17 protein-coding genes and 2 pseudogenes are annotated in these 21,087 nt (G+C 72.0%); 9 read left to right on the top strand and 10 right to left on the bottom strand.

The window, feature by feature from the left end; all coding sequences use genetic code 11:
* Positions 1–28: 28 nt before the first annotated feature.
* Positions 29–370 (bottom strand): anti-sigma factor antagonist BldG, encoded by a 342-nt coding sequence (gene bldG / locus CG719_RS11645; protein ID WP_009189842.1) that lies wholly within the window; start codon positions 368–370, stop codon positions 29–31.
* A gap of 82 nt (positions 371–452) precedes the next feature.
* Here bldG and CG719_RS11640 point away from each other — a divergent pair, with 82 nt between their 5' ends.
* On the top strand, positions 453–2,963 hold the full coding sequence (locus tag CG719_RS11640) for a DEAD/DEAH box helicase (protein ID WP_100568485.1): 2,511 nt from the start codon (positions 453–455) through the stop codon (positions 2,961–2,963).
* Positions 2,964–3,263: 300 nt separating this feature from the next.
* On the opposite strand, the pseudogene CG719_RS11635 reads toward CG719_RS11640, so the two are convergent.
* The 7 genes and pseudogenes from CG719_RS11635 to ssd form a co-directional block, all read right to left on the bottom strand.
* Positions 3,264–3,668 (bottom strand): annotated as a pseudogene (locus CG719_RS11635) (Rv3654c family TadE-like protein); the annotation flags it as partial.
* Between the two features lie 28 nt (positions 3,669–3,696).
* The gene (locus CG719_RS11630; RefSeq protein ID WP_376493246.1) at positions 3,697–4,044 is read right to left on the bottom strand and encodes a TadE family type IV pilus minor pilin; all 348 of its coding nucleotides are present in this window, start codon (positions 4,042–4,044) and stop codon (positions 3,697–3,699) included.
* 61 nt (positions 4,045–4,105) lie between these two features.
* Positions 4,106–4,297 carry a DUF4244 domain-containing protein gene (locus CG719_RS11625; RefSeq protein ID WP_100568484.1) on the bottom strand — a complete coding sequence of 64 codons (192 nt, stop codon included), beginning with the start codon at positions 4,295–4,297 and terminating at the stop codon, positions 4,106–4,108.
* 83 nt (positions 4,298–4,380) lie between these two features.
* Entirely contained in the window at positions 4,381–5,220 is an 840-nt protein-coding gene (locus CG719_RS11620; protein ID WP_199836602.1) for a type II secretion system F family protein, read from the bottom strand.
* Positions 5,178–6,068 carry a type II secretion system F family protein gene (locus CG719_RS11615; protein ID WP_100568483.1) on the bottom strand — a complete coding sequence of 297 codons (891 nt, stop codon included), beginning with the start codon at positions 6,066–6,068 and terminating at the stop codon, positions 5,178–5,180. The genes CG719_RS11620 and CG719_RS11615 overlap by 43 nt, the downstream gene beginning before the upstream one ends.
* Positions 6,061–7,236 (bottom strand): TadA family conjugal transfer-associated ATPase, encoded by a 1,176-nt coding sequence (locus CG719_RS11610; protein ID WP_100568592.1) that lies wholly within the window; start codon positions 7,234–7,236, stop codon positions 6,061–6,063. The genes CG719_RS11615 and CG719_RS11610 overlap by 8 nt, the downstream gene beginning before the upstream one ends.
* Before the next feature lie 74 nt (positions 7,237–7,310).
* Positions 7,311–8,414, bottom strand: a complete 1,104-nt coding sequence (gene ssd / locus CG719_RS11605; protein ID WP_100568482.1) for a septum site-determining protein Ssd — start codon at positions 8,412–8,414, stop codon at positions 7,311–7,313.
* 583 nt (positions 8,415–8,997) lie between these two features.
* On the opposite strand from ssd, the gene CG719_RS11600 reads away from it, so the two are divergent.
* Positions 8,998–9,831 (top strand): HAD family hydrolase, encoded by an 834-nt coding sequence (locus tag CG719_RS11600; protein WP_100568481.1) that lies wholly within the window; start codon positions 8,998–9,000, stop codon positions 9,829–9,831.
* Between the two features lie 371 nt (positions 9,832–10,202).
* Here CG719_RS11600 and CG719_RS11595 read toward each other — a convergent pair whose 3' ends face one another.
* Positions 10,203–11,066 carry an oxidoreductase gene (locus CG719_RS11595; RefSeq protein ID WP_234375519.1) on the bottom strand — a complete coding sequence of 288 codons (864 nt, stop codon included), beginning with the start codon at positions 11,064–11,066 and terminating at the stop codon, positions 10,203–10,205.
* Between the two features lie 100 nt (positions 11,067–11,166).
* Between CG719_RS11595 and CG719_RS11590 the strand changes: the two genes are divergently transcribed.
* Entirely contained in the window at positions 11,167–12,147 is a 981-nt protein-coding gene (locus tag CG719_RS11590; RefSeq protein ID WP_100568590.1) for an ATP-binding protein, read from the top strand.
* Positions 12,148–12,244: 97 nt separating this feature from the next.
* Here CG719_RS11590 and CG719_RS11585 read toward each other — a convergent pair whose 3' ends face one another.
* A complete protein-coding gene (locus CG719_RS11585) occupies positions 12,245–13,504 on the bottom strand; it encodes a hypothetical protein (RefSeq protein WP_100568480.1) in 1,260 nt (419 codons plus the stop codon).
* Between the two features lie 303 nt (positions 13,505–13,807).
* On the opposite strand from CG719_RS11585, the pseudogene CG719_RS11580 reads away from it, so the two are divergent.
* From CG719_RS11580 to CG719_RS36325, 6 genes and pseudogenes are all read left to right on the top strand, one after another.
* Positions 13,808–15,337: pseudogene (locus tag CG719_RS11580) on the top strand (SulP family inorganic anion transporter); the annotation flags it as partial.
* Between the two features lie 244 nt (positions 15,338–15,581).
* Positions 15,582–17,546, top strand: a complete 1,965-nt coding sequence (acs, locus tag CG719_RS11575; RefSeq protein WP_100568479.1) for an acetate--CoA ligase — start codon at positions 15,582–15,584, stop codon at positions 17,544–17,546.
* Positions 17,547–17,768: 222 nt separating this feature from the next.
* Positions 17,769–19,211, top strand: coding sequence for a Na+/H+ antiporter NhaA (gene nhaA / locus CG719_RS11570; RefSeq protein WP_100568478.1), 1,443 nt, complete (start codon positions 17,769–17,771; stop codon positions 19,209–19,211).
* 120 nt (positions 19,212–19,331) lie between these two features.
* Positions 19,332–19,826: a phage holin family protein gene (locus CG719_RS11565; protein WP_100568477.1), complete on the top strand. Its 495-nt coding sequence runs from the start codon at positions 19,332–19,334 to the stop codon at positions 19,824–19,826.
* Positions 19,823–20,773 carry an alpha/beta fold hydrolase gene (locus tag CG719_RS11560; protein ID WP_100568476.1) on the top strand — a complete coding sequence of 317 codons (951 nt, stop codon included), beginning with the start codon at positions 19,823–19,825 and terminating at the stop codon, positions 20,771–20,773. The genes CG719_RS11565 and CG719_RS11560 overlap by 4 nt, the downstream gene beginning before the upstream one ends.
* Before the next feature lie 127 nt (positions 20,774–20,900).
* Complete coding sequence (locus tag CG719_RS36325) at positions 20,901–21,080, top strand: hypothetical protein (protein WP_100568475.1); 180 nt, start codon at positions 20,901–20,903, stop codon at positions 21,078–21,080.
* The last annotated feature ends 7 nt before the right edge of the window (positions 21,081–21,087 follow it).

Here is a 21,087-nt window from a genome sequence, read left to right as displayed (position 1 = left end):
GCCCCGGTCACCGGCCCGGGGCCGGCGGTCAGTCGGTGGCTGCCACCGCTTCGTCCACCGAGGTGTGGATCGGGAACACCTTGGTGAGACCGGTGATACGGAAGATCTTGAGAATGCGCTCCTGGTTGCACACCAGGCGCAGCGAGCCCTCATGGGCACGCACTCGCTTCAGGCCACCGACCAGTACGCCGAGCCCGGTGGAGTCGAGGAAGTCCACGCCCTCCATGTCGACGACGAGGTGGAAATTCCCGTCGTTCACAAGCTCGACCAGCTGCTCACGCAGCTTGGGCGCGGTATATACGTCGATTTCGCCACCGACCTCGACGACCGTACGATCGCCGACGGTACGGGTCGACAGGGACAGGTCCACGGATCCTCCAGCACCTTGCTATCGAGCGGTCGCCCCTCAGGACACCTCGGCTTGAAGCCCCCGGGACGGTTCGCCAGCCGCGATGGCATTCAATCACTTACCGGCAGGCGTGCACGACGCCTTGGTCCCATTGTCCTGCACGTCGGTGACAGACTCGGTGCCGATGGCCAAGAATCACCGATCCGATCGATCCCCGGCTGCCCCCGTCACCCGCCTGGCGCCGGGCACGGTCCTCGACCGGCTCGCCGCGGGGCAGAGCCGGGCTGCGCGCATCACTCATACGGAGCACTTGCCCCCGCGCGCGGGGCGCCATGCCGTCTGGCCCGACCGGATTCGGCCGGAGGTGATCGCGGCGGTCCAGGCGTGCGGGATCGAGCACCCGTGGGCGCACCAGGCGCGCGCAGCGGAACACGCCCTGGACGGTGACTCCGTCGTCGTCGCCACCGGCACCGCGTCCGGCAAGTCTCTGGCCTACCTCGTCCCGGTGCTCTCGACGCTGCTGGACGGTTCCGGGGCCGCCAACGGCCGCGGCGCCACCACCCTGTACCTGGCCCCCACCAAGGCCCTCGCGGCCGACCAGTGCCGCGCGGTGAAGGAACTCGCCCGGCCGCTGGGCAGGGCCGTACGCCCCGCGGTGTACGACGGCGACACCCCACCCGAGGAACGCGAGTGGATCCGCCAGTACGCCAACCATGTCCTGACCAACCCCGACATGCTGCACCGCGGGATCCTGCCCTCGCACCCGCGCTGGTCCTCCTTCCTGCGGGCCCTGAAGTACGTCGTCATCGACGAGTGCCACACCTACCGCGGCGTCTTCGGCTCCCATGTCGCCCAGGTCCTGCGCCGACTGCGCCGGCTGTGCGCGCGCTACGGTGCCTCTCCGGTCTTCCTGCTGGCCTCGGCGACCGCGGCGGAGCCCGCGGTGGCCGCCCGCCGCCTCACCGGCGTGCCCGTGGTGGAGGTGGCCGACGACGCCTCGCCCCGCGGTGAACTGGTGTTCGCCCTCTGGGAGCCCCCGCTGACCGAGCTGCGGGGCGAACGGGGCGCGCCCGTCCGGCGTACCGCCACCGCCGAGACGGCGGACCTGCTGACCGACCTCGCCCTCCAGGGCGTGCGCTCGGTCGCCTTCGTACGGTCCCGGCGCGGCGCCGAGCTGATCTCGGTGATCGCCCAGGAGCGGCTGGCCGAGATCGACCGGCCTCTGTCCCGGCGTGTCGCGGCCTACCGGGGCGGCTACCTGCCCGAGGAGCGCCGCGCCCTGGAACGCGCCCTGCACTCCGGCGAACTCCTGGGCCTGGCCGCCACGACCGCCCTGGAACTGGGCGTGGACGTGTCCGGCCTGGACGCCGTGCTGATCGCCGGTTACCCGGGCACCCGCGCCTCCCTGTGGCAGCAGGCGGGCCGCGCGGGACGCTCCGGTCAGGGCGCCCTCGCGGTGCTGGTCGCCCGCGACGACCCGCTGGACACCTTCCTCGTCCACCATCCCGAGGCCCTGTTCGACCAGCCGGTCGAGTCCACGGTCCTCGACCCCGACAACCCGTACGTCCTCGCCCCGCACCTGTGCGCGGCCGCCGCCGAGCTGCCGCTCACCGACGAGGACACCGAACTGTTCGGCCCGGCCTGCGCCGAGCTGCTGCCGCAGCTGGAGGCCGCGAAGCTGCTGCGCCGCCGGACGAAGGCCTGGCACTGGACCCGCCGGGAGCGGGCCGCGGACCTCACCGACATCCGCGGCGAGGGCGGACGGCCGGTGCAGATCGTCGAGTCCGGCACCGGCCGGCTGCTCGGCACGGTCGACGCGGGCGCCGCGCACACCTCGGTCCACGAGGGCGCGGTCCATCTGCACCAGGGCCGCACGTACCTGGTGCGCTCCCTCGACCTGGACGACTCGGTCGCCCTGGTCGAGGAGGCCGCCCCGCCCTACACCACGGTCGCCCGCGACACGACGGCGATCTCCGTCCTGGAGACGGACACCGAGGTGCCCTGGGGCGACGGCCGCCTGTGCTACGGCTCCGTCGAGGTCACCAACCAGGTGGTCTCCTTCCTGCGCAGACGTGTCATCACCGGCGAAGTGCTCGGCGAGACGAAACTCGACCTCCCTCCTCGTACGCTGCGCACCCGCGCGGTGTGGTGGACGGTCACCGAGGACCAGCTCGACGAGGCCCGCGTCAACCCGGAGATCCTCGGCGGCGCCCTGCACGCGGCGGAGCACGCGTCGATCGGCATGCTCCCCCTGTTCGCCACCTGCGACCGCTGGGACATCGGCGGCGTGTCCGTCCCGCTGCACCCCGACACGCTGCTGCCCACGGTCTTCGTCTACGACGGCCATCCGGGCGGCGCGGGCTTCGCCGAGCGCGCCTTCCACACCGCGCGCGCCTGGCTCTCCGCCACCCGCGAGGCCATCGCCTCCTGCGAGTGCGACTCCGGCTGCCCGTCCTGCATCCAGTCCCCCAAGTGCGGAAACGGCAACGACCCGCTGCACAAGAGGGGGGCGGTACGTCTGCTGACGGTGCTGCTGAAGGCGGCTCCGGAGGAAGAAACGGCGGAGGCGGGGGCGGAGACGAACGCTCAGATCGGGGCGGAGACCGAGTCCTAGGCGGATGCCTGGGCGAAGGCGGGGGGCTTGGTCCACGCGGCTGAAAGGTGGCGGCGCGGTGGATCCGGCGGGAGCCGTGGGCCCGGCTATGGAGCCCGCAGGGGGCGTGAGGCCGGCTGCCCCTGCCGTGGATCCCGCAGGGGCCCTGGACCCTGCCCTGGCTCCTGCCGTGGGCCCTCCAGGCCACACGGACCCTGCTGTCGGCTCCCCTGGCCCCGTCGCCCCCGCTGCCGACTCTCCTGACCCCGCCGCGCCCGCCGCGCGTTTCCCGGGCCCCGCAGAGGTGTCCGCTGAGGCAACCGGTCCCGCGGGAGCGTCCGCCGGGATCGCCGGGCCCGCTCTCGCCCTCACCTCCGCGGTGAGGGGCCCCCGTTGCGCCGCCGCCGTGACGTCCGAGGTGTCGCCCACCATCGCGCACCGGACGAGCCGGGCGCCCTGTGCCCTGGCCACCTTCTCCGCCCGGGCACAGGCGACGGTGCCGCCCTCGGCCCAGTGGCCCGCCGCCGCCAGAGCGGCGAGGTCGGCGGCCCCGGCCGCGCGGTGCCGGTCAACTACCGCCTCCCCCAGGGCGAGACCGATGCCGAACACCACGCACAGCAGGGCGATCGCGCCGACGCTCCACACGGTGGCGGAACCACGGTCCGACGGACGGCGCCCTCGACACCCGCCACGGATGAGCCGGCGGAAGCGGCGGAACCCCGGAATGCGGCCCTTCACGTCCCCGTCCTCCGTTTCACGTCCCCGCTCCCCGCTGGGCGCGCGTCCCGACCATGTCCTCCGCCTCCGCCACGGCTTCCTCCCTCAGTTGGAAGGGCAGCACGCCCAGCCCGGGCGGGTCGGCCACGACGACCACGTGCACGTGGTCTCCCCGGCGGATCACCGTGACCTTCGCACCGTGCGGTGCCACGTCCCGGGCCACTCGGGTCACCGAGCCCTCGGGGTCCTGGCGGGCGGCGGCCCGGGCTCCCGCCCGTGCCGCGTCCACGCACTGGATCTGCGCGAGCACCACCAGCAGGACCCAGACCAGCGTCGTCACCACGAGCACCAGCACGGGCAGGACCATGGCGGCCTCCGCAGTCACGAACCCCGCGTCGGCGCCCACCCGTTCGGCTCGGCGTGCCCGCGCCCCTGCCCGTGCCCGATTACATCCGCGCACTGAGCGCTCGCTTCACGATGTTCTGCAACTCCGTCTTGACCTGGCCGCTCGTCACCACCTCGTAGAGCAGGACGGCGAACGCCACCGCCGCGATGATCCCCATCGCGTACTCGGACGTCACCATCCCCGCGTCCCGGCCCGCCAGGGCACGCAGCCGCGCCCATACCTTTCCGTACATCACAACCCCCGTGAGGTCTCGGTCTGTTGCTTGCTCCGTTGCTTGCCTGTTGGTTCTCTGCCGGTTCCGTTCCGCCGCCGCCCTCAGCCACCACCTCCGCTCAGCAGTCCGCCCGCGAGGCCGATCAGCACGGGCAGCACGCCCACCGCGACGAAGGCGGGCAGGAAGCACAGCCCCACCGGTGCGCTGACCAGCACGGCCGCCCGGCGTGCCCTGGCCGTCGCGGTGCGCGCCCTGTCGGCGCGGACGTCGGCCGCGAGCCGGGCGGCCGGGCCCGCGGCGGGAAGGCCCGACTCGTCGGCCCGCTCCAGCAGCCGCGCCAGGGCCGCGGCTCCCGGTATCGAGGCGAGTCCGCGCCAGGCGTCTGCCGGCTGCCCGCCGAGCCGGACCTGGGCGGCTCCCCGGGCCAGCGCGTCCCCGACGGGGCCGCCCAGTGCCTCTCCGACGGCCTGGGCGGCGATCACCGGGCCGGCACCGGCCGCGACGCAGGCCGCCAGCAGGTCGGCTGCGAGCGGGAGTTGACGGCCGGCTTCGGCCGCGTCGGACTCCGCTTCGGGACGGCTCGCCGTCCGCCGCCGCCACTGCCACATACCGGCCGCCCCGGCGAGCCCGAGCACGAGCCCGGTCAGCCCGCCGACCAGCACCCAACCGGCCCCGGCGACACCCACCGACGGCAAGCACTGTCGTAGGCCACTTGTCGCACGGAGCCATGCACGCGAGCGCCGTGCCTCCTCCGCCGTCCGCTCCGTCCCCAGCAGCGCGGCCGTACGCCGCCGTGCGCTCCGCTCCCGGCCCATCGCCTCCAGCCATCTCACCGTCAGCCACAGGAGCGCCGCCGCCCCCGCGACCGTCCCCAGCCTGTGGACAACACCGCCCGCGCTCACATCGCCTCCGCCGCTCGCACGATCCGCAAGGCCCACCACAGGCCCGCGCCCTCCAGCACGCCGCCGATGACCAGGCAGCCCAGACCCGCTCCTGTGTGGAGCAGCACCCGCAAGGGGTCGGCCCCCATGGCCGTGCCCAGCAGGAGTCCGAGGGCCGGCAGGCCGGCGAGCATGACGGCCGTAACCCTGGCCCCCGACAACTGGGCTCGCAGATCGGCACGTTGGTCGCGCTCCGCCCGCAGTGCCCCTTCGAGCCGGTCCAGGCCTGCCGCCAGGCCCGCGCCCTGGTCCACGGCCACCCGCCAGCAGGCCGCGAGGCCGCGCAGGCCCTCGGCCCCCGGCTGCCGGGCCGCCCCGGCCAGCGCGGCGGGCACGTCCCCGCCGAACCGGGCCGCCGCCAGCACCGCCGACTGCGCGTCGCCGAGCCCGCCCGAGTCCCGCGCGGCGCACAGCAGCGCCTCGCCCGGCTGCCGCCCGGCCCGCACCTCTCCGGCGAGGGCCCCGCACAGGGCGATCACCGCGTCCGCCTGCCGCTCCTGCCGTCGGCGTGCCGCCCGGGCGAGCCGGGTGCGGCGCAGCAGCGGCACCCCGACCGCCCCCGCGACGACCGGCAGCACCGAGGCGCCCAGCACCGCGAGCACCAGCCCGGCGGCCGGTGCCCACCACTCGGCGCGCAACCGTCCGCTGACCTGGGTCAGTTGGCGAAGGATCCGGTCGGAGGGTGGCTGTCCCGGGCCTTCCGGCCCGCCGCCGGCGAACAGCACCCGCGCCCGCCGTGCCGCGGAGTGCCACCCGCCCAACAGCAACACGGCCAGCAGCCACACGGCCGCCCCCGCACACACCGCGCCCGCGGCCACACGGACCGAGCCCCAGAACCCCTCATCCATCGCGGTCCTCGCCTCCTCTCCCGCTCTCCCTCCGGAGCAGTCCCCGCAGCCGCTCCCACCCCGGTTCCGCCACGAACGCCTCCGCGCCCCAGCGCAGCGCCGGCACGGTCCGCACCAGTCCCGAGGCATCCCGCTCCAACACCCGCACCTCGGCGATCCGCCGCCTCCCGGAACGGTCCCGCACGAGGTGCACCACCACCGACAGCGCGGCTGCCAGCTGGCTGTGCAGCGCTGCCCGGTCGAGCCCGGCGGCGGTGCCCAGCGCCTCCAGCCGGGCGGGGACGTCCGCGGCGGCGTTGGCGTGCACTGTGCAGCAGCCGCCTTCGTGGCCGGTGTTGAGCGCGGCCAGAAGGTGGACCACCTCGCCGCCGCGCACCTCGCCCACGACCAGTCGGTCCGGCCGCATCCGCAGTGCCTGCCGCACCAGGTCCTCGAGGGTGACCAGGCCCGCGCCCTCCTGGTTGGCTGGTCTGGTCTCCAGGCGGACGACGTGCGGGTGGTCGGGTCGCAGCTCCGCGGAGTCCTCGGCGAGGACGATCCGCTCACCGGACCCCGCAAGCCCGAGCAGTGCGCTGAGCAGCGTGGTCTTCCCGGTTCCGGTCCCTCCGCTGATGAGGAAGGACAGCCGGGCCTCGATCAGCGCCCGCAGTACGCGGTCCCCGCCGGGCGGCACCGTGCCCGCCGCGACCAGTTCCTCCAGCGTGAACGCGCGCGGCCGTACGACCCGCAGGGACAGGCAGGTGCAGCCGACGGCGACGGGAGGCAGCACGGCGTGCAGCCGGGTGCCGTCGGGCAGCCGGGCGTCGACCCATGGCCGGGCGTCGTCCAGCCGGCGGCCGGCCACGGCGGCCAAGCGCTGCGCGAGGCGCCGTACGGCAGCCGCGTCGGGGAAGGCGACGGCGGCCCGCTCCAGTCCGCCGCCCCGGTCCACCCACACCCGGTCCGGGGCCGACACGAGGACGTCGGTCACCGACGGATCGGCCAGCAACGGCTCCAGCGGACCGCTGCCGATCAGTTCGGAGCGCAACCGCTCCGCCGCGCCGAGCACTTCCGCGTCCCCGAGCACCCGGCCCTGTTCTCGCAGGGCCTGCGCGACCCGCGCGGGCGTCGGCTCGGCCCCGCTCTCGGCGAGCCACTGCCGTACGCCGTCCAGCAACTCCACCGGCATCCGAGGCCCGTTGGCGGGCGCGGGCTCGCGCAGCGTGTCCGCGGGCGCCGTCCGCAGGTGTTCGGCAACCGTCCTCATGCGGCCGCCGCCTCGATCAGCGCCCGCTCCCAGAAGGCGGTGCAGAAACGGGCGAGCGGTCCGCGCGCCACCGCGCCGGGCGGGGTCCTGCCCTCGCCGGAGCGCCGCAGCGCCGACTCCACGGGCACCTCGCCCGCCAGCGGCAGGCCGAGCAGCCTGGCCACCTCACGGTCGTCGAGCCCGGGCGCGTACGGCCCCCGGACCGCCACCCGCAGATCGCGCAGGACCATGCCGACCGCGGACGCCACCCGTGCCGCGGCCGCCACGGCGCGCAGTTCGGCGGGGACCACGAGCAGGCCCAGGTCGATCTGGGCGAGGGCCTCGGCGACCCCTTCGTCGACGCGGCGGGGCAGGTCGACCACCACGGCGCCGCCGCGCCGACGGGCGGCGGCCAGCACCGCCCGGACAGCCTGCGGCGGGACGGCAACGCAGTCGCCGCGGTCCCAGCTGAGCACGCGCAGCGAGTGCAGTTCGGGCAGCGACTCCTCCAGGGCGCCGCCGCCGACTCTTCCGCGCGAGGCGGCGAACGCGGGCCAGCGCAGTCCCTCGGCCGTCTCCCCGCCCAGCAGGACGTCGAGGCCGCCGCCCAGCGGATCCGCGTCCACGAGCAGGGTGCGCAGGCCCTCCCGGGCGGCGGTGACGGCGAGGGCGCAGGCCAGGGTGGACGCGCCCGCTCCGCCGCGGCCGCCGATGACGCCCACGGTGAGCGCGGGTCGGCCGACGCCCTCGGCGACGTCGGCGATGCGGTCGACCAGCCACTGCTCGCCGTCGGGCAGCACCAGCACGTGGTCGGCGCCGATCTCGATGGCGCGCCGCCAGATCCCGGAGTCGTCCTGGTCTCGGCCGACCAGCACCACTCCGCCCCGGCGGGCGGCTCCGCGCACCCGCCGGGCGGCGTCGTCGCCGACCAGCACCAGCGGTGCCGTCTCCCAGCCGCCTCTGCGCTCGGGTAGGCCGTGATGGACCTCGGGTGTGGCGCCGGCCGCCGCGCACAGGCGCAGCAGGTCGTCGAGGAGTCCGGCGTCCTCGGTGACGATCAGTGGTCTGCCCTGCAACCCTCCGGCCTCGGGCGGTGGATCGTGTGTGACGGTTCCGGCCACGGGTCGGACCCCCTTCGCTGCTTCTTGCGCGTGGCCCGTGCGGCCCCGCGAATCCCGAACATGAGAAGAACCGGCGATCGGCCTTCCTTTGGGCGGCCGATACGGAACCGGCCGCACGCGCCCGGACAATCGGAACCGGCCAAGAACTCGCCGGGAGCGGTGCGCGTCGGAATCACGGTGCAGTGATCCGGAAAATCGTGTGGATCTTGGTCAAAAACTGTGGACGACTCGATGGCTGTGAATATCGCCGTCACCCATACCGGTGACCCGTGTACTGGCTCCCGTGCGACTTCCACAGAGCAGCGACACAACTACGCACGGTGACAGATCATGGAGATGACCCAAACCCGCGTGATGCGGCCGATTCGGGTCGGCAACCACGGACAGAAAGGGAGAAACCCACCCGGACATGCGACGACCCCCGCCGGGGGGGAGAGCGGGGGTCGTCTTCACGGCCGACTCGGGGGGGGGAGGAGTCGGACCGCGTTGGCACGGTCGCGAACGATCCGTGACTTCCATGGTGTACCCGAGAGCCTTCTCAGGCAAACCCACACGCCAACCTTACGCCGAATGGGCTGCCCCTATGCTCAGGGGCGTGGAAAACCACTCCTTGCCCCGCACAGCGGCCTTCTTCGATCTGGACAAGACGGTCATTGCGAAGTCGAGCACGCTCACCTTCAGCAAGTCGTTCTACCAAGGCGGACTGATCAACCGCAGGGCCGTGTTGCGAACGGCGTACGCCCAGTTCGTCTTCCTCGCCGGCGGCGCCGACCACGACCAGATGGAGCGCATGCGCGAGTACCTGTCCGCGCTGTGCCGCGGCTGGAACGTGCGGCAGGTCAAGGAGATCGTCGCCGAGACGCTGCACGACCTGATCGACCCGATCATCTACGACGAGGCCGCTTCCCTCATCGAGGAGCATCACACCGCCGGCCGCGACGTGGTCATCGTGTCCACCTCGGGCGCGGAGGTGGTCGAGCCGATCGGCGAACTGCTGGGCGCGGACCGCGTGGTGGCCACCCGGATGGTGGTGGGAGAGGACGGCTGCTTCACCGGCGAGGTGGAGTACTACGCCTACGGCCCGACGAAGGCGGAGGCGATCCGCGAGCTGGCCGAGTCCGAGGGGTACGACCTCAGCCGCTGCTACGCCTACAGCGACTCGGTGACCGATCTGCCGATGCTGGAGTCGGTCGGGCATCCGCACGCCGTGAACCCCGACCGGGCGCTGCGCCGGGAGGCCGTCGCGCGTGCGTGGCCGGTTCTCGACTTCCACCGGCCGGTGCGGCTCAAGCAGCGGCTGCCCGCCTTCTCGGTGCCGCCGCGTCCGGCTCTGGTCGCGATGGCAGCCATAGGCGCGGCGGCGGCCACCGCGGGACTCGTCTGGTACACGAGTCGGCGCCGGAACTCGATCGCCTGATCCGCCGCTCGGCCGCCTTGAAATGCCGCACGGCACCAGCGCGCCCGTTTAGCTCCTGTTTGAACCTGAAAGTAAAGAAGTGCAGCCGGGGGTTCCGCTTGTACCCCGCTTGCAGTACAAAGGACTCGACGGCCCGCGAGACCGAAGGACATCCGCAAGGATCACCTTTAACAGCGCTATTGGCCCCACGGACCGAGCATGAACACCGGGCACCCACGCGACGTCGACCCGTCGATTACGGGCCAGCCGCACCAGGTGACGGGCAAAGTTCCCGGCCTGATGGGCGACATATCGAGGACGCTTGGTAACTCGATGCTCATGCCAGCGGCGGTACGAGTTCTCGTACCGCCGCAACCCTGTGTCCGGGTCCGTCACGCCGCCCCGCGCTGAAGCGCCTCACACACCGCTGTGGACTCGCGCGCTCCCAGTTCCACCGCCCTGGCGCAGTGGGCGATCCAGGCCGCCATGCCCTCCGGGGTCCCTGAGACATAGCCGTCGAGGGCGGCCAGGTAGGCCGCGCGGCCCAGTTCGGCGTGGCCGACCTCGGCGGGGCAGACCGACTTGGGGTCGAGACCGCTGCCGACCAGGACGATGCGCTCGGCCGCCCGGGCGATCAGCCCGTTGCGGGAGACGAAGGGCCGCAGCGCCAGAAGCTCGCCGTGCACCACGGCCGCCGTCACCAGGGCGGGCGCGGAGCCGCCGGCGATGATCAGTTCCGACAGCCCCTCCAGGCGCCCGGAGACCTCATCGGCGCTCGGCGGCGCCAGTTCGATCAGCGGCTCGTCGACACTCTCACCCGCCTGGCGCGGCCGCCCGACCGCGTCCTCCTGGCTCGCGGCGGCGACCAGGTGCAACCGGGCCAGCACCCGCAGGGGCGACTGCCGCCAGATGGACAGCAGTTGCCCGGCCTCGGCCGTCAGCCTCAGGGCGGCGCCCATCACCCGCGCCTCGTCGTCACCGCTGAAGTCGGAGCGGCGCCGCACCTCCTCCAGGGCCCAGTCCGCACCGGACAGCGCCCCGGAGCCGCGCGCAGCGCGCAGCGCCGCCTCGGAGGTGACCTCGTTGCTCCTGCGCCGCATGACCCGGTGCCCGTACACCCGGTCCACGGCCTTGCGTACGGACTCCACGGACTCGGCCACACCGGGCAGCGCACCCAGGGCCGCAAGGGGGTCCTGCCTGTTCGAGCTCGTGCGAGAGCTCGGCGGAGGCTCGGCGGTCGCGCCTGTCGTACTCATGAGTAAGACCCTACGGGCCCGAGCACTCCGCCCCACGATGGAGTGGTCTTCTTCACGCACCTCTACACGCTCAGCAATCGAGTCGCTACGCTTCGTGAACATGAAAATTGCTTTCGTCGGGAAGGGCGGCAGCGGCAAGACCACTCTGTCCTCCCTGTTCATCCGGCATCTCGCGGCCACCGGCGCGCCCGTCGTCGCGATCGACGCCGACATCAACCAGCATCTGGGGGCCGCGCTCGGCCTGGAGGAGATGCAGTCCGCCACACTGCCGGCGATGGGCGACCATCTGCCGCTGATCAAGGACTGCCTGCGCGGCACCAACCCGCGCATCACCTCCGCCGAGACGATGATCAAGACGACCCCGCCGGGCGAGGGCTCGCGCCTGCTGCGCCTGTGCGAGGACAACCCGCTCTACGACGCCTGCGCGCACCCGGTGGAACTCGACGGCGCGGCCGTCCGTTTGATGGTCACCGGCCCCTTCACGGACGCCGACCTGGGGGTCGCCTGCTACCACTCCAAGACCGGGGCGGTGGAGCTGTTTCTGAACCACCTGGTGGACAGCCGCGACGAGTACGCCGTGGTCGACATGACGGCGGGCTCGGACTCCTTCGCCTCCGGCATGTTCACCCGCTTCGACATCACGTTCCTCGTCGCCGAGCCGACTCGGAAGGGGGTCTCCGTCTACCGCCAGTACAAGGAGTACGCCCGTGACTACGGGGTCGTGCTGCGCGTCGTCGGCAACAAGGTGCAGGGCCGGGACGACCTCGACTTCCTGCGCGCCGAGGTCGGGGACGACCTGCTCGTGACCGTCGGGCACTCAGACTGGGTGCGCGCCATGGAGAAGGGCCGGCCGCCCCGGTTCGAGTTCCTGGAGGACGCCAACCGCCGCGCCCTGCGCATGCTCCAGGTCGCCGCCGACGCCACCTACGAGCTGCGCGACTGGGACCGCTACACCCGCCAGATGGTGCACTTCCACCTGAAGAACGCCGCCTCGTGGGGAAACGAGCGGACCGGGGTCGACCTCGCGGCCCAGATCGACCCCGGCTTCGTCCTCGGCGAGGGTGTCACCGCCCCGGCGTGAGTCCCGCCACGGGCCCGAGGCCCAGCAGCGGCCGTGACTCCCGCCCCGGCGTGGAGCCCCGGCACGACCCACCGGCCCGCCACGGCTTGGAGTGCCGCTACGGCTTGGGCGCGCCGGGCACGCCCTTGGGGGCCGGGGCCGGGCGTGACGAGAGGAAGGACGCCCAGCCCTGCCTCGGGGCCTCGCCGACCTCGAGGGTCCGCAGCCGGTCGAGGGTCCGCGGGTCCTGGGCGTCCAGCCAGTCGGCCAGCTGGTGGAAGGAGACGCAGCGCACGTCGGGCTTGTTGCACACCTGCTTCACGACGTCCTCGACGGCGCGCATGTAGGTGCCGCCGTTCCAGGACTCGAAGTGGTTGCCGATCACCAGCGGGGCGCGGTTGCCGTCGTAGGCCCGCTGGAAGCCCTTGAGCAGGCCGTCACGCATCTGGTTGCCCCAGTAGCCGAACTTCGCGGGGTCGCCCTGGGTCTGCGTGCCGGACTGGTTGACCATGAAGTTGTAGTCCATGGTCAGCTGCTCGAAGGTGTGCCCGGGGAAGGGCACCAGCTGCATCGACAGGTCCCACAGGCCGTCCTTCTTCTTGGGCCACTCCTGGTTGTTGACGCCGCTGCTGTCGTAACGGAAGCCCAGCCGGCTCGCCGCCTTGACGAAGTTCTTCTGGCCCTCCAGGCACGGGGTGCGGCCGCCGATGAGCTCCTTGTCGTAGTCGAAGGGCAGCGAGGCGGCGCTCTTCATGCCTGTATTGGTCTTCCAGGTCTTCACGAACTGCTTGGCCTGGGAGATCTCGCTCTTCCACTCGTCGACCGACCAATTTCCGACCCCGCCGTCGGGGCCGCAGAAGTGACCGTTGAAGTGGGTGCCGATCTCATTGCCCTCCAGCCAAGCCAGCCGTGCCTGCTCGACCGTGTCGGCGATGCCCTGCGCGTCATTGAAGCCGATTTCGGAGCTGCCGGCGGCGTGCTGCGGCGGCCGGTACAGGTCACGCTTCTCCTGCGGGAGCAGGTACACGCCGCTGAGGAAGAAGGTCATGGTCGCGTTGTTGGCCTTGGCCACCTGGCGGAAGCGGGAGAACAGCTTCTGACTGTCCTCCCCGGCCCCGTCCCAGGAGAACACGACGAACTGCGGCGGCTTCTCACCGGCCTTGAGCCGCTCCGGCCTGGGCAGGTGCGGCTGCGCGCCGGTGTACGCGGTGGACCCGTCGCCGATCAGGCGGACGACACTGCCGGGCAGTTGCGGGCCCTTCTGCGGGGCGCCGGGCGCGCCCTGCCTCGGCGCCTCGTCGCTCGCGCAACCCGCGAGCGACGAGGCGCAGACCGCGGCGACGGCGACGCCCACGGCGATCCTCTGGGTGACGGCCATGTTCCGCCCACCTTCTTCCTTCTCTCGTCCAACGCCGAGACGGCGTGTGCTGGTGATGTGCCGGACGGGCCGACAGCGCCGTCAAGATCGCACGGACCGGAGAAGGAATTAGTAGGACAAGCCGATAAAAAGCCCACTTCACTCGACGAGGTGATTTGCTGCCCCGTTTGAGCAGACAGTCTAGGCATGGGCTTTACGCGGCATTACGATTGCTTTACCAATCTTTGAATCCGCCGTTCCCGCTGAATCCCTTTGATTCAGCCGCCAGTTCCGCGCCCGCGCCATCCCGAGGAGACGGTGAACATGCCGGCCTGCGCCCCCGACGACACCGCGAAGTCCGCCCGCACCGAGCGTGCCCACCCGCCCCACAGCCCGCCCCGGCGCCGACGTCGCCTCCGCCTCGCGGGCGCCGACGTGTCGGCCTCCGTCGCGGTTTTCCTGATCGCTCTGCCCCTCTCCCTCGGTATCGCCCTGGCCACCGGCGCTCCGCTGCGGGCCGGCCTCGTGGCCGCCGCCGTGGGCGGACTCGTCGCCGGACGGCTCGGCGGCTCACCGCTCCAGGTCAGCGGCCCCGCCGCCGGACTCACCGTCGTGACCGCCGATCTGATTCACCGTTATGGATGGCGTACGACCTGCGCGGTCACCGTTCTCGCCGGTCTCACTCAACTCGCCCTCGGCTGCCTGCGCGTGGCCCGCGGCGCGCTCGCCGTCAGCCCCGCCGTCGTGCACGGCATGCTCGCCGGGATCGGGGTGACCATCGCCGTCGCCCAGGTACACATCGCCCTCGGCGGCAGCCCGCAGAGCTCCGTGATCGACAACCTCCGCGCCATACCCGCCCAGTTGACCGCTCTCGACCCGGCGGCCCTCGCGGTGAGCGCGCTCACCCTGGCGGTGCTGCTGTCCTGGCCACGCCTGCCCGGCCGACCGGGCCGCCTGCTGGGCAGGGTGCCGGCCGCGCTCGTCGCCGTCGCCGCGGCCACCGCCGTCGCCTCCATCACCGGGCTGGTGCTGCCCAGGGTCGATCTGCCGTCCTGGCACAGTCACGCCCTGGCCGGACTGCCCCAGGGGCCGGTGCTCGGGCTCGTCGCCGCGGTGCTCGGCACCACGCTGGTATGCAGCGTGCAGTCGCTGCTCGGCGCAGTCGCCGTGGACAAGCTGGTCGCGGGCCGCGCGGGACCGGCCCCCCGGGCCGGCCGCTCGGACCTGGACCGGGAACTGCTCGGCCAGGGCGCCGCCAACGTCGTCTCCGGCGCGCTCGGTGGCCTGCCGGTCGCCGGGGTGGCCGTGCGGAGTACGGCGAATGTGCGCGCGGGTGCCGTGAGCCGGAACTCCACGATGCTGCACGGCCTTCTCGTGGTGATCGCCGCGCTGCTGATGGTCCCGGTGCTGGAGTTCGTCCCGCTCGCCTCGCTCGCCGCCCTGGTGATGGCTGTCGGCCTCCAGATGGTGTCCCCGCACCACATCCGCACGGTGACCCGCCACCGGGAGGCCCCGGTGTACGCCGCCACCGCTCTCGGCGTGGTGGTCCTCGGCATTCTGCAGGGCGTGGCTCTCGGCATCGCCGTAGCCGTCGCCATCGCCCTGCGCCGCCTCGCCCGCACCCGCATCACGCACGAAGAGCGGAAAGGAGTCCATCACCTGGAGGTACGAGGGCAGTTGACGTTCCTCGCGGTGCCCCAGCTCAGCCGGGCCCTGCATCTCGTGCCCCCGGGAACCACCGTGGTCGTCCGGCTGGACGGCTCGTTCATGGATCACGCGGCGTACGAGTCACTGCGGGACTGGCAGCGGACGCACACCGCTCAAGGCGGCTCGGTCGAGCTCAGCGGCTGTCGTCACCCGGAATCCTTCACCCGGACCGACGTGACACAGACGCCGCAGGCTGGGGTACCTTCCCTTGCGGTCGGTGACAATCAGAGCGCGCTGAGCAAGAAAGGAGTCCAGGAGTGAACCTCCGGGGACCGTCGCGCGTGACCCGTGAATGAGCGGGTGTCAGGATAAGAGGGGTTGACCGACACCCTGGGGCCCTCGGAGAATCGGGCGCATTAATTGGTCTAAACCACTGGGACGGTGTGCGACGATGGCAGACAACGAGCGTTCTTCACTCTCCAACCTCCTGAAGGAGGAGCGACGTTTCGCGCCGCCCGCCGACCTGGCCGCGAACGCCAACGTCACGTCGGACGCGTACGAGCAGGCCGAGGCCGGCCGGCTCGGCTTCTGGGCGGAGCAGGCCCGCCGGCTGACCTGGGCCGTGGAGCCGACCGAGACGCTCGACTGGTCGAACCCTCCGTTCGCCAAGTGGTTCAAGGACGGCACGCTCAACGTGGCGTACAACTGCGTCGACCGGCATGTCGAGGCCGGACACGGCGACCGGGTCGCGATCCACTTCGAGGGTGAGCCCGGCGACCACCGCGCCATCACCTACGCCGAGCTCAAGGACGAGGTCTCCAAGGCCGCGAACGCCCTGCTCGAACTGGGCGTCCGAAAGGGCGACCGGGTCGCGATCTACATGCCGATGATCCCGGAGACCGCGGTCGCGATGCTGGCCTGCGCCAGGATCGGTGCCACGCACTCGGTGGTCTTCGGCGGCTTCTCCGCGGACGCGCTCGCCACCCGCATCAAGGACGCCGACGCCCGGGTCGTGATCACCGCCGACGGCGGTTACCGCCGCGGCAAGCCGTCCGCGCTCAAGCCGGCCGTCGACGAGGCGGTCGGGCGCGTGGACAACGTCGACCACGTGCTCGTGGTCCGCCGCACCGGCCAGGAGGTCGCCTGGACCGAGGGCCGGGACCTGTGGTGGCACGAGATCGTCGACCGCCAGCCGGCCGAGCACACCCCGGAGGCGTTCGATGCGGAGCACCCGCTGTTCATCCTGTACACCTCGGGCACCACGGGGAAGCCGAAGGGCATCCTGCACACCTCCGGCGGCTACCTCACGCAGGTCGCGTACACGCACTGGGCGGTCTTCGACCTCAAGCCGGAGACCGACGTGTTCTGGTGCACCGCCGACGTCGGCTGGGTCACCGGCCACTCGTACATCGTGTACGGACCGCTGGCCAACGGCGCGACGCAGGTCATGTACGAGGGCACGCCGGACACCCCGCACCAGGGCCGCTTCTGGGAGGTCGTGCAGAAGTACGGCGTGACGATCCTCTACACGGCACCGACCGCGATCCGTACGTTCATGAAGTGGGGCGACGACATCCCCGCGAAGTTCGACCTGTCCTCCCTGCGCATCCTCGGATCGGTCGGTGAGCCGATCAACCCGGAGGCGTGGATCTGGTACCGCAAGAACATCGGCGGCGACCGCACCCCGGTCGTCGACACCTGGTGGCAGACGGAGACCGGCGGCATCATGATCTCCCCGCTGCCGGGGGTGACCGACGCCAAGCCCGGCTCGGCCCAGCGGCCGCTGCCCGGCATCTCCGCCACCGTGGTGGACGACGAGGCGAACGAGGTGCCCGACGGCGGCGGTGGCTACCTGGTGCTCACCGAGCCGTGGCCGTCGATGCTGCGCACCATCTGGGGCGACGACCAGCGGTTCATCGACACCTACTGGTCGCGGTTCGAGGGCAGGTACTTCGCCGGTGACGGCGCCAAGAAGGACGACGACGGCGACATCTGGCTGCTCGGCCGCGTGGACGACGTGATGCTCGTGTCCGGACACAACATCTCCACCACCGAGGTCGAGTCCGCCCTCGTCTCCCACCCGTCGGTCGCCGAGGCGGCCGTGGTCGGCGCGACGGACGAGACCACCGGACAGGCGATCGTCGCCTTCGTGATCCTGCGCGGCGCGGTCACGGAGACCGAGAACCTGGTCGGCGAGCTGCGCGACCACGTCGGTTCGACCCTCGGCCCGATCGCCAAGCCCAAGCGGATCCTGCCGGTGGCGGAGCTGCCCAAGACCCGCTCCGGGAAGATCATGCGGCGCCTGCTGCGTGACGTGGCGGAGAACCGGCAGCTCGGAGATGTCACGACGCTGACCGACTCCACCGTCATGGACTTCATCCAGGCCAAGCTCCCCACGTCGTCCAGCGAGGACTGAGCGGGGACCGCCCGGAATCCGGGCGAGGACTGAGTACGGCGTCAAGGGGCACTCGGCGCGACAAGCGCCCGGTGCCCCTTCCGCACCGGCGAAAGGAACGCCGGCCCCGCTCGGCCCCGCCTTGGGTATGGTGGGCGGGACAACACAACGGAACAAACCCTCAGGTGCGCCGGGAAGTCTGGTCGGCATGTGATTCGCCATGCCCACCGACCGGAGGCTCCCGTGACCGCGCCCCGCACCGACACCCCCGCACGCAAGTTCCTCGGCCGCCTGTCCCTGCCCGAGCGGAACTTCGTGGCGGACGCGCTGCGCACCGAGACCGTCGGTGGTGTGATCCTCCTGCTCGCCGCGGTCGCCGCCCTGCTCTGGGCGAACATCCCCGCCCTGCGCGGCAGCTACGAGAGCGTCGGGCACTTCCACCTGGGCCCCGCCTCCCTCGGCCTGAACCTCTCCGTGGAGCACTGGGCCGCCGACGGACTGCTCGCCGTGTTCTTCTTCGTCGCCGGGATCGAGCTCAAGCGCGAACTGGTGGCCGGGGACCTGAAAGACGCCAAGGCCGCGATCCTGCCGGTGATCGCCGCGCTGTGCGGCATGGCGGTACCGGCCGTCGTCTACGTCCTGACCAACCTCGGCTCGGGCGGCTCGCTCGGCGGCTGGGCGGTGCCGACCGCGACGGACATCGCGTTCGCGCTCGCCGTGCTCGCGGTCATCGGCACCTCGCTGCCCAGCGCCCTGCGCGCCTTCCTGCTGACGCTCGCGGTCGTCGACGACCTGTTCGCGATCCTGGTCATCGCCGTCTTCTTCACCGGCCACCTGAACTTCGCCGCGCTGGGCGGGGCGGCGGCCGGACTCGTCGTCTTCTGGCTGCTGCTGCGCAAGGGCGTGCGCGGCTGGTACGTGTACGTGCCGCTCGGCCTGGTCATCTGGGCGCTGATGTACAACAGCGGCGTGCACGCCACCATTGCGGGCGTCGCGATGGGCCTGATGCTGCGCTGTGCCCCCCACGAGAACGAGAAGGCCTCCCCCGGCGAGCGCATCGAACACCTCGTGCGGCCCCTCTCGGCGGGCCTGGCGGTGCCGCTGTTCGCCCTGTTCAGCGCGGGCGTCTCCCTCTCGGGCGGGGCGCTGGCCAACGTGTTCACCCGGCCCGAGACACTCGGCGTCGTCCTCGGACTGATCGTCGGCAAGACCGTCGGCATCTTCGGCGGGACCTGGCTCACCGCCCGTTTCACCAGGGCGTCGCTCAGCGAGGACCTCGCCTGGGCCGACCTGTTCGCCGTGGCCACGCTCGCCGGGATCGGCTTCACCGTCTCCCTACTCATCGGCGAACTCGCCTTCACCGGCGACGCGGCGCTCACCGACGAGGTCAAGGCCTCCGTCCTCACCGGCTCCCTCATCGCGGCGATCCTGGCCACCGTTCTGCTGAAGATGCGCAACGCCCGGTACCGGAAGCTGTGCGAGTCCGAGGAGCGGGACGAGGACCTCGACGGCATCCCGGACGTCTACGAGCAGGACGACCCCGCCTACCACCTGCGCATGGCCGAGATGCACGAGCGGAAGGCCGCCGAGCACCGCCGGCTCGCCGAGGCGAAAACGGCCGAAGGGAGCGGGGGGCTTGCCGAAGTGCCGGGCGGGGCAGGCGAGGAGGACGGCGGTCCGGCATGATCTGACGGGACGGTACAAATGACAGGAGCGTTCCCAGTCGGGCAGAAGTCAGGCAGCGGCAGCAGCCGGACGAAGACCGAGGGAACAGAGTCCGCAGTCAGGCAGGAGAGGAAGACCGCGATGAGCGCACCCGACGGCAGCCCGGTCGGCGCCGAACGCAGCATCGGCCAGCTGTTCGCCTCGGCGACCACCGAGATGTCGGCGCTGGTGCACGACGAGATCGCACTGGCCAAGGCCCAGCTTCGGCAGGACTTCAAGCGCGGCGCGACCAGCGGCGGGGCGTTCAGCGTGGCCGGTGCGCTGCTGCTGTTCTCCCTGCCGATGCTCAACTTCGCGCTGGCGTACGGCGTTCGCACCTGGACCAACTGGAACCTCGCCCTCTGCTTCCTGGTGTCCTTCGGGGCCAATTGCCTGATCGCCCTCGTACTGGTGCTGATCGGCGTGCTCATGGCGAAGAAGGCGAAGAAGAGCCAGGGTCCGCAGAAGGTCGCCGCGTCCATGAAGGCGACGGCCGGAGTGCTCCAGAACGCCAAGCCGCACCCGCGTCCGGAGCCGGCCGCCCTGGAGGACCGCTCCCCCGCGGCCATCGAGGCTGTGGCACGCTCGACCTCATGACGGAGCCCGCCACCCCTTCGGCGCAATCGACGCCGGTCGTCCGGATCGGCCTGCCCGGCGGCAGGAAGGTGACGCACCGGGACGTCGCGGCCAACGGCGCCCGCTTCCACATCGCCGAGCTGGGCGACGGACCGCTGGTCCTGCTGCTGCACGGCTTCCCGCAGTTCTGGTGGACCTGGCGGCATCAGCTGGTCGCGCTCGCCGACGCCGGTTTCCGGGCCGTCGCGATGGACCTGCGCGGCGTGGGCGGCAGCGACCGTACGCCCCGCGGTTACGACCCGGCCAACCTCGCCCTGGACATCACCGGCGTGGTCCGCTCGCTCGGCGAACCGGACGCCGCGCTGGTCGGCCACGACCTCGGCGGCTATCTGGCGTGGACGGCGGCCGCGATGCGCCCCAAGCTGGTGCGGCGGCTCGCGGTGGCCTCGATGCCGCACCCCAGGCGCTGGCGTTCGGCGATGCTCGGGGACATGCGGCAGACCGCGGCGAGTTCCTACATCTGGGGGTTCCAGCGGCCCTGGATCCCCGAGCGGCAGCTCACCGCGGACAACGGCGCCCTGGTGGCCCGGCTCGTACGGGACTGGTCGGGGCCGCGGCTGCCGGACGACGAGGCGGTGGAGACGTACCGCCGCGCCATGTGCATCCCCTCGACGGCACATTGCTCCGTCGAGCCGTACCGCTGGCTGGTGCGCTCCCTGGCACGGCCCGACGGCATCCAGTTCTACCGCCGGATGAGGCGGCCGGTGCGCGTTCCGACACTGCATCTGCACGGCTCCCTCGACCCCGTCCAGCGCACGCGCAGCGCGGCCGGCTCGGGCGAGTACGTCGAAGCCCCCTACCGCTGGCGCCTCTTCGACGGCCTCGGCCACTTCCCGCACGAAGAGGACCCGGTGGCGTTCTCGACGGAGCTGGTCAACTGGCTGAAAGACCCCGAACCGGATCGGTGACCCGGCCGATGCGCCCGGTATCCGAACGTGAACAACTGTCCTGCGAACTGCCAATTGCCCGGCGCATAGGCCAATTGGGGAGTCCGCGGGCGGTTATCGACCATGGGGCGGGGGCAGACGTCCCGGTATGGGCTGGACGCACGACTACAACGACGTAGCACGCACCCGCCGTTCGGTGAACGGTCCCAACTCCCACCAGCGCGGCACTCCGCAGCTGACGGACACGGATCCAAGGGTGGGCATTCCGCGCATCCTGCGCCGCCGAGCGCGCTGGGTCTCCGTGCGCCTGCGTCACAGCCGCAGCTGACCCGGCA

Source organism: Streptomyces sp. CB01373, assembly GCF_002803075.1.
Lineage (GTDB): Bacteria > Actinomycetota > Actinomycetes > Streptomycetales > Streptomycetaceae > Streptomyces.
The sequence above is the reverse complement of the archived record's forward strand: the minus strand, read 5'-3'. Positions and strand labels throughout refer to the sequence as shown.

What these genes read in the sequence shown, in the direction of transcription:
- CG719_RS11640 (WP_100568485.1), top strand. Translation starts at nt 453, where the DNA reads ATGGCATTCAATCACTTACCGGCAGGCGTGCACGACGCCTTGGTCCCA.
- CG719_RS11625 (WP_100568484.1), bottom strand. Translation starts at nt 4,297, where the DNA reads ATGTACGGAAAGGTATGGGCGCGGCTGCGTGCCCTGGCGGGCCGGGAC.
- CG719_RS11615 (WP_100568483.1), bottom strand. Translation starts at nt 6,068, where the DNA reads ATGGATGAGGGGTTCTGGGGCTCGGTCCGTGTGGCCGCGGGCGCGGTG.
- CG719_RS11610 (WP_100568592.1), bottom strand. Translation starts at nt 7,236, where the DNA reads ATGCCGGTGGAGTTGCTGGACGGCGTACGGCAGTGGCTCGCCGAGAGC.
- CG719_RS11600 (WP_100568481.1), top strand. Translation starts at nt 8,998, where the DNA reads ATGCTCAGGGGCGTGGAAAACCACTCCTTGCCCCGCACAGCGGCCTTC.
- CG719_RS11595 (WP_234375519.1), bottom strand. Translation starts at nt 11,066, where the DNA reads ATGAGTACGACAGGCGCGACCGCCGAGCCTCCGCCGAGCTCTCGCACG.
- CG719_RS11590 (WP_100568590.1), top strand. Translation starts at nt 11,167, where the DNA reads ATGAAAATTGCTTTCGTCGGGAAGGGCGGCAGCGGCAAGACCACTCTG.
- CG719_RS11585 (WP_100568480.1), bottom strand. Translation starts at nt 13,504, where the DNA reads ATGGCCGTCACCCAGAGGATCGCCGTGGGCGTCGCCGTCGCCGCGGTC.
- acs (WP_100568479.1), top strand. Translation starts at nt 15,582, where the DNA reads ATGGCAGACAACGAGCGTTCTTCACTCTCCAACCTCCTGAAGGAGGAG.
- CG719_RS11565 (WP_100568477.1), top strand. Translation starts at nt 19,332, where the DNA reads ATGAGCGCACCCGACGGCAGCCCGGTCGGCGCCGAACGCAGCATCGGC.
- CG719_RS11560 (WP_100568476.1), top strand. Translation starts at nt 19,823, where the DNA reads ATGACGGAGCCCGCCACCCCTTCGGCGCAATCGACGCCGGTCGTCCGG.
- CG719_RS36325 (WP_100568475.1), top strand. Translation starts at nt 20,901, where the DNA reads ATGGGCTGGACGCACGACTACAACGACGTAGCACGCACCCGCCGTTCG.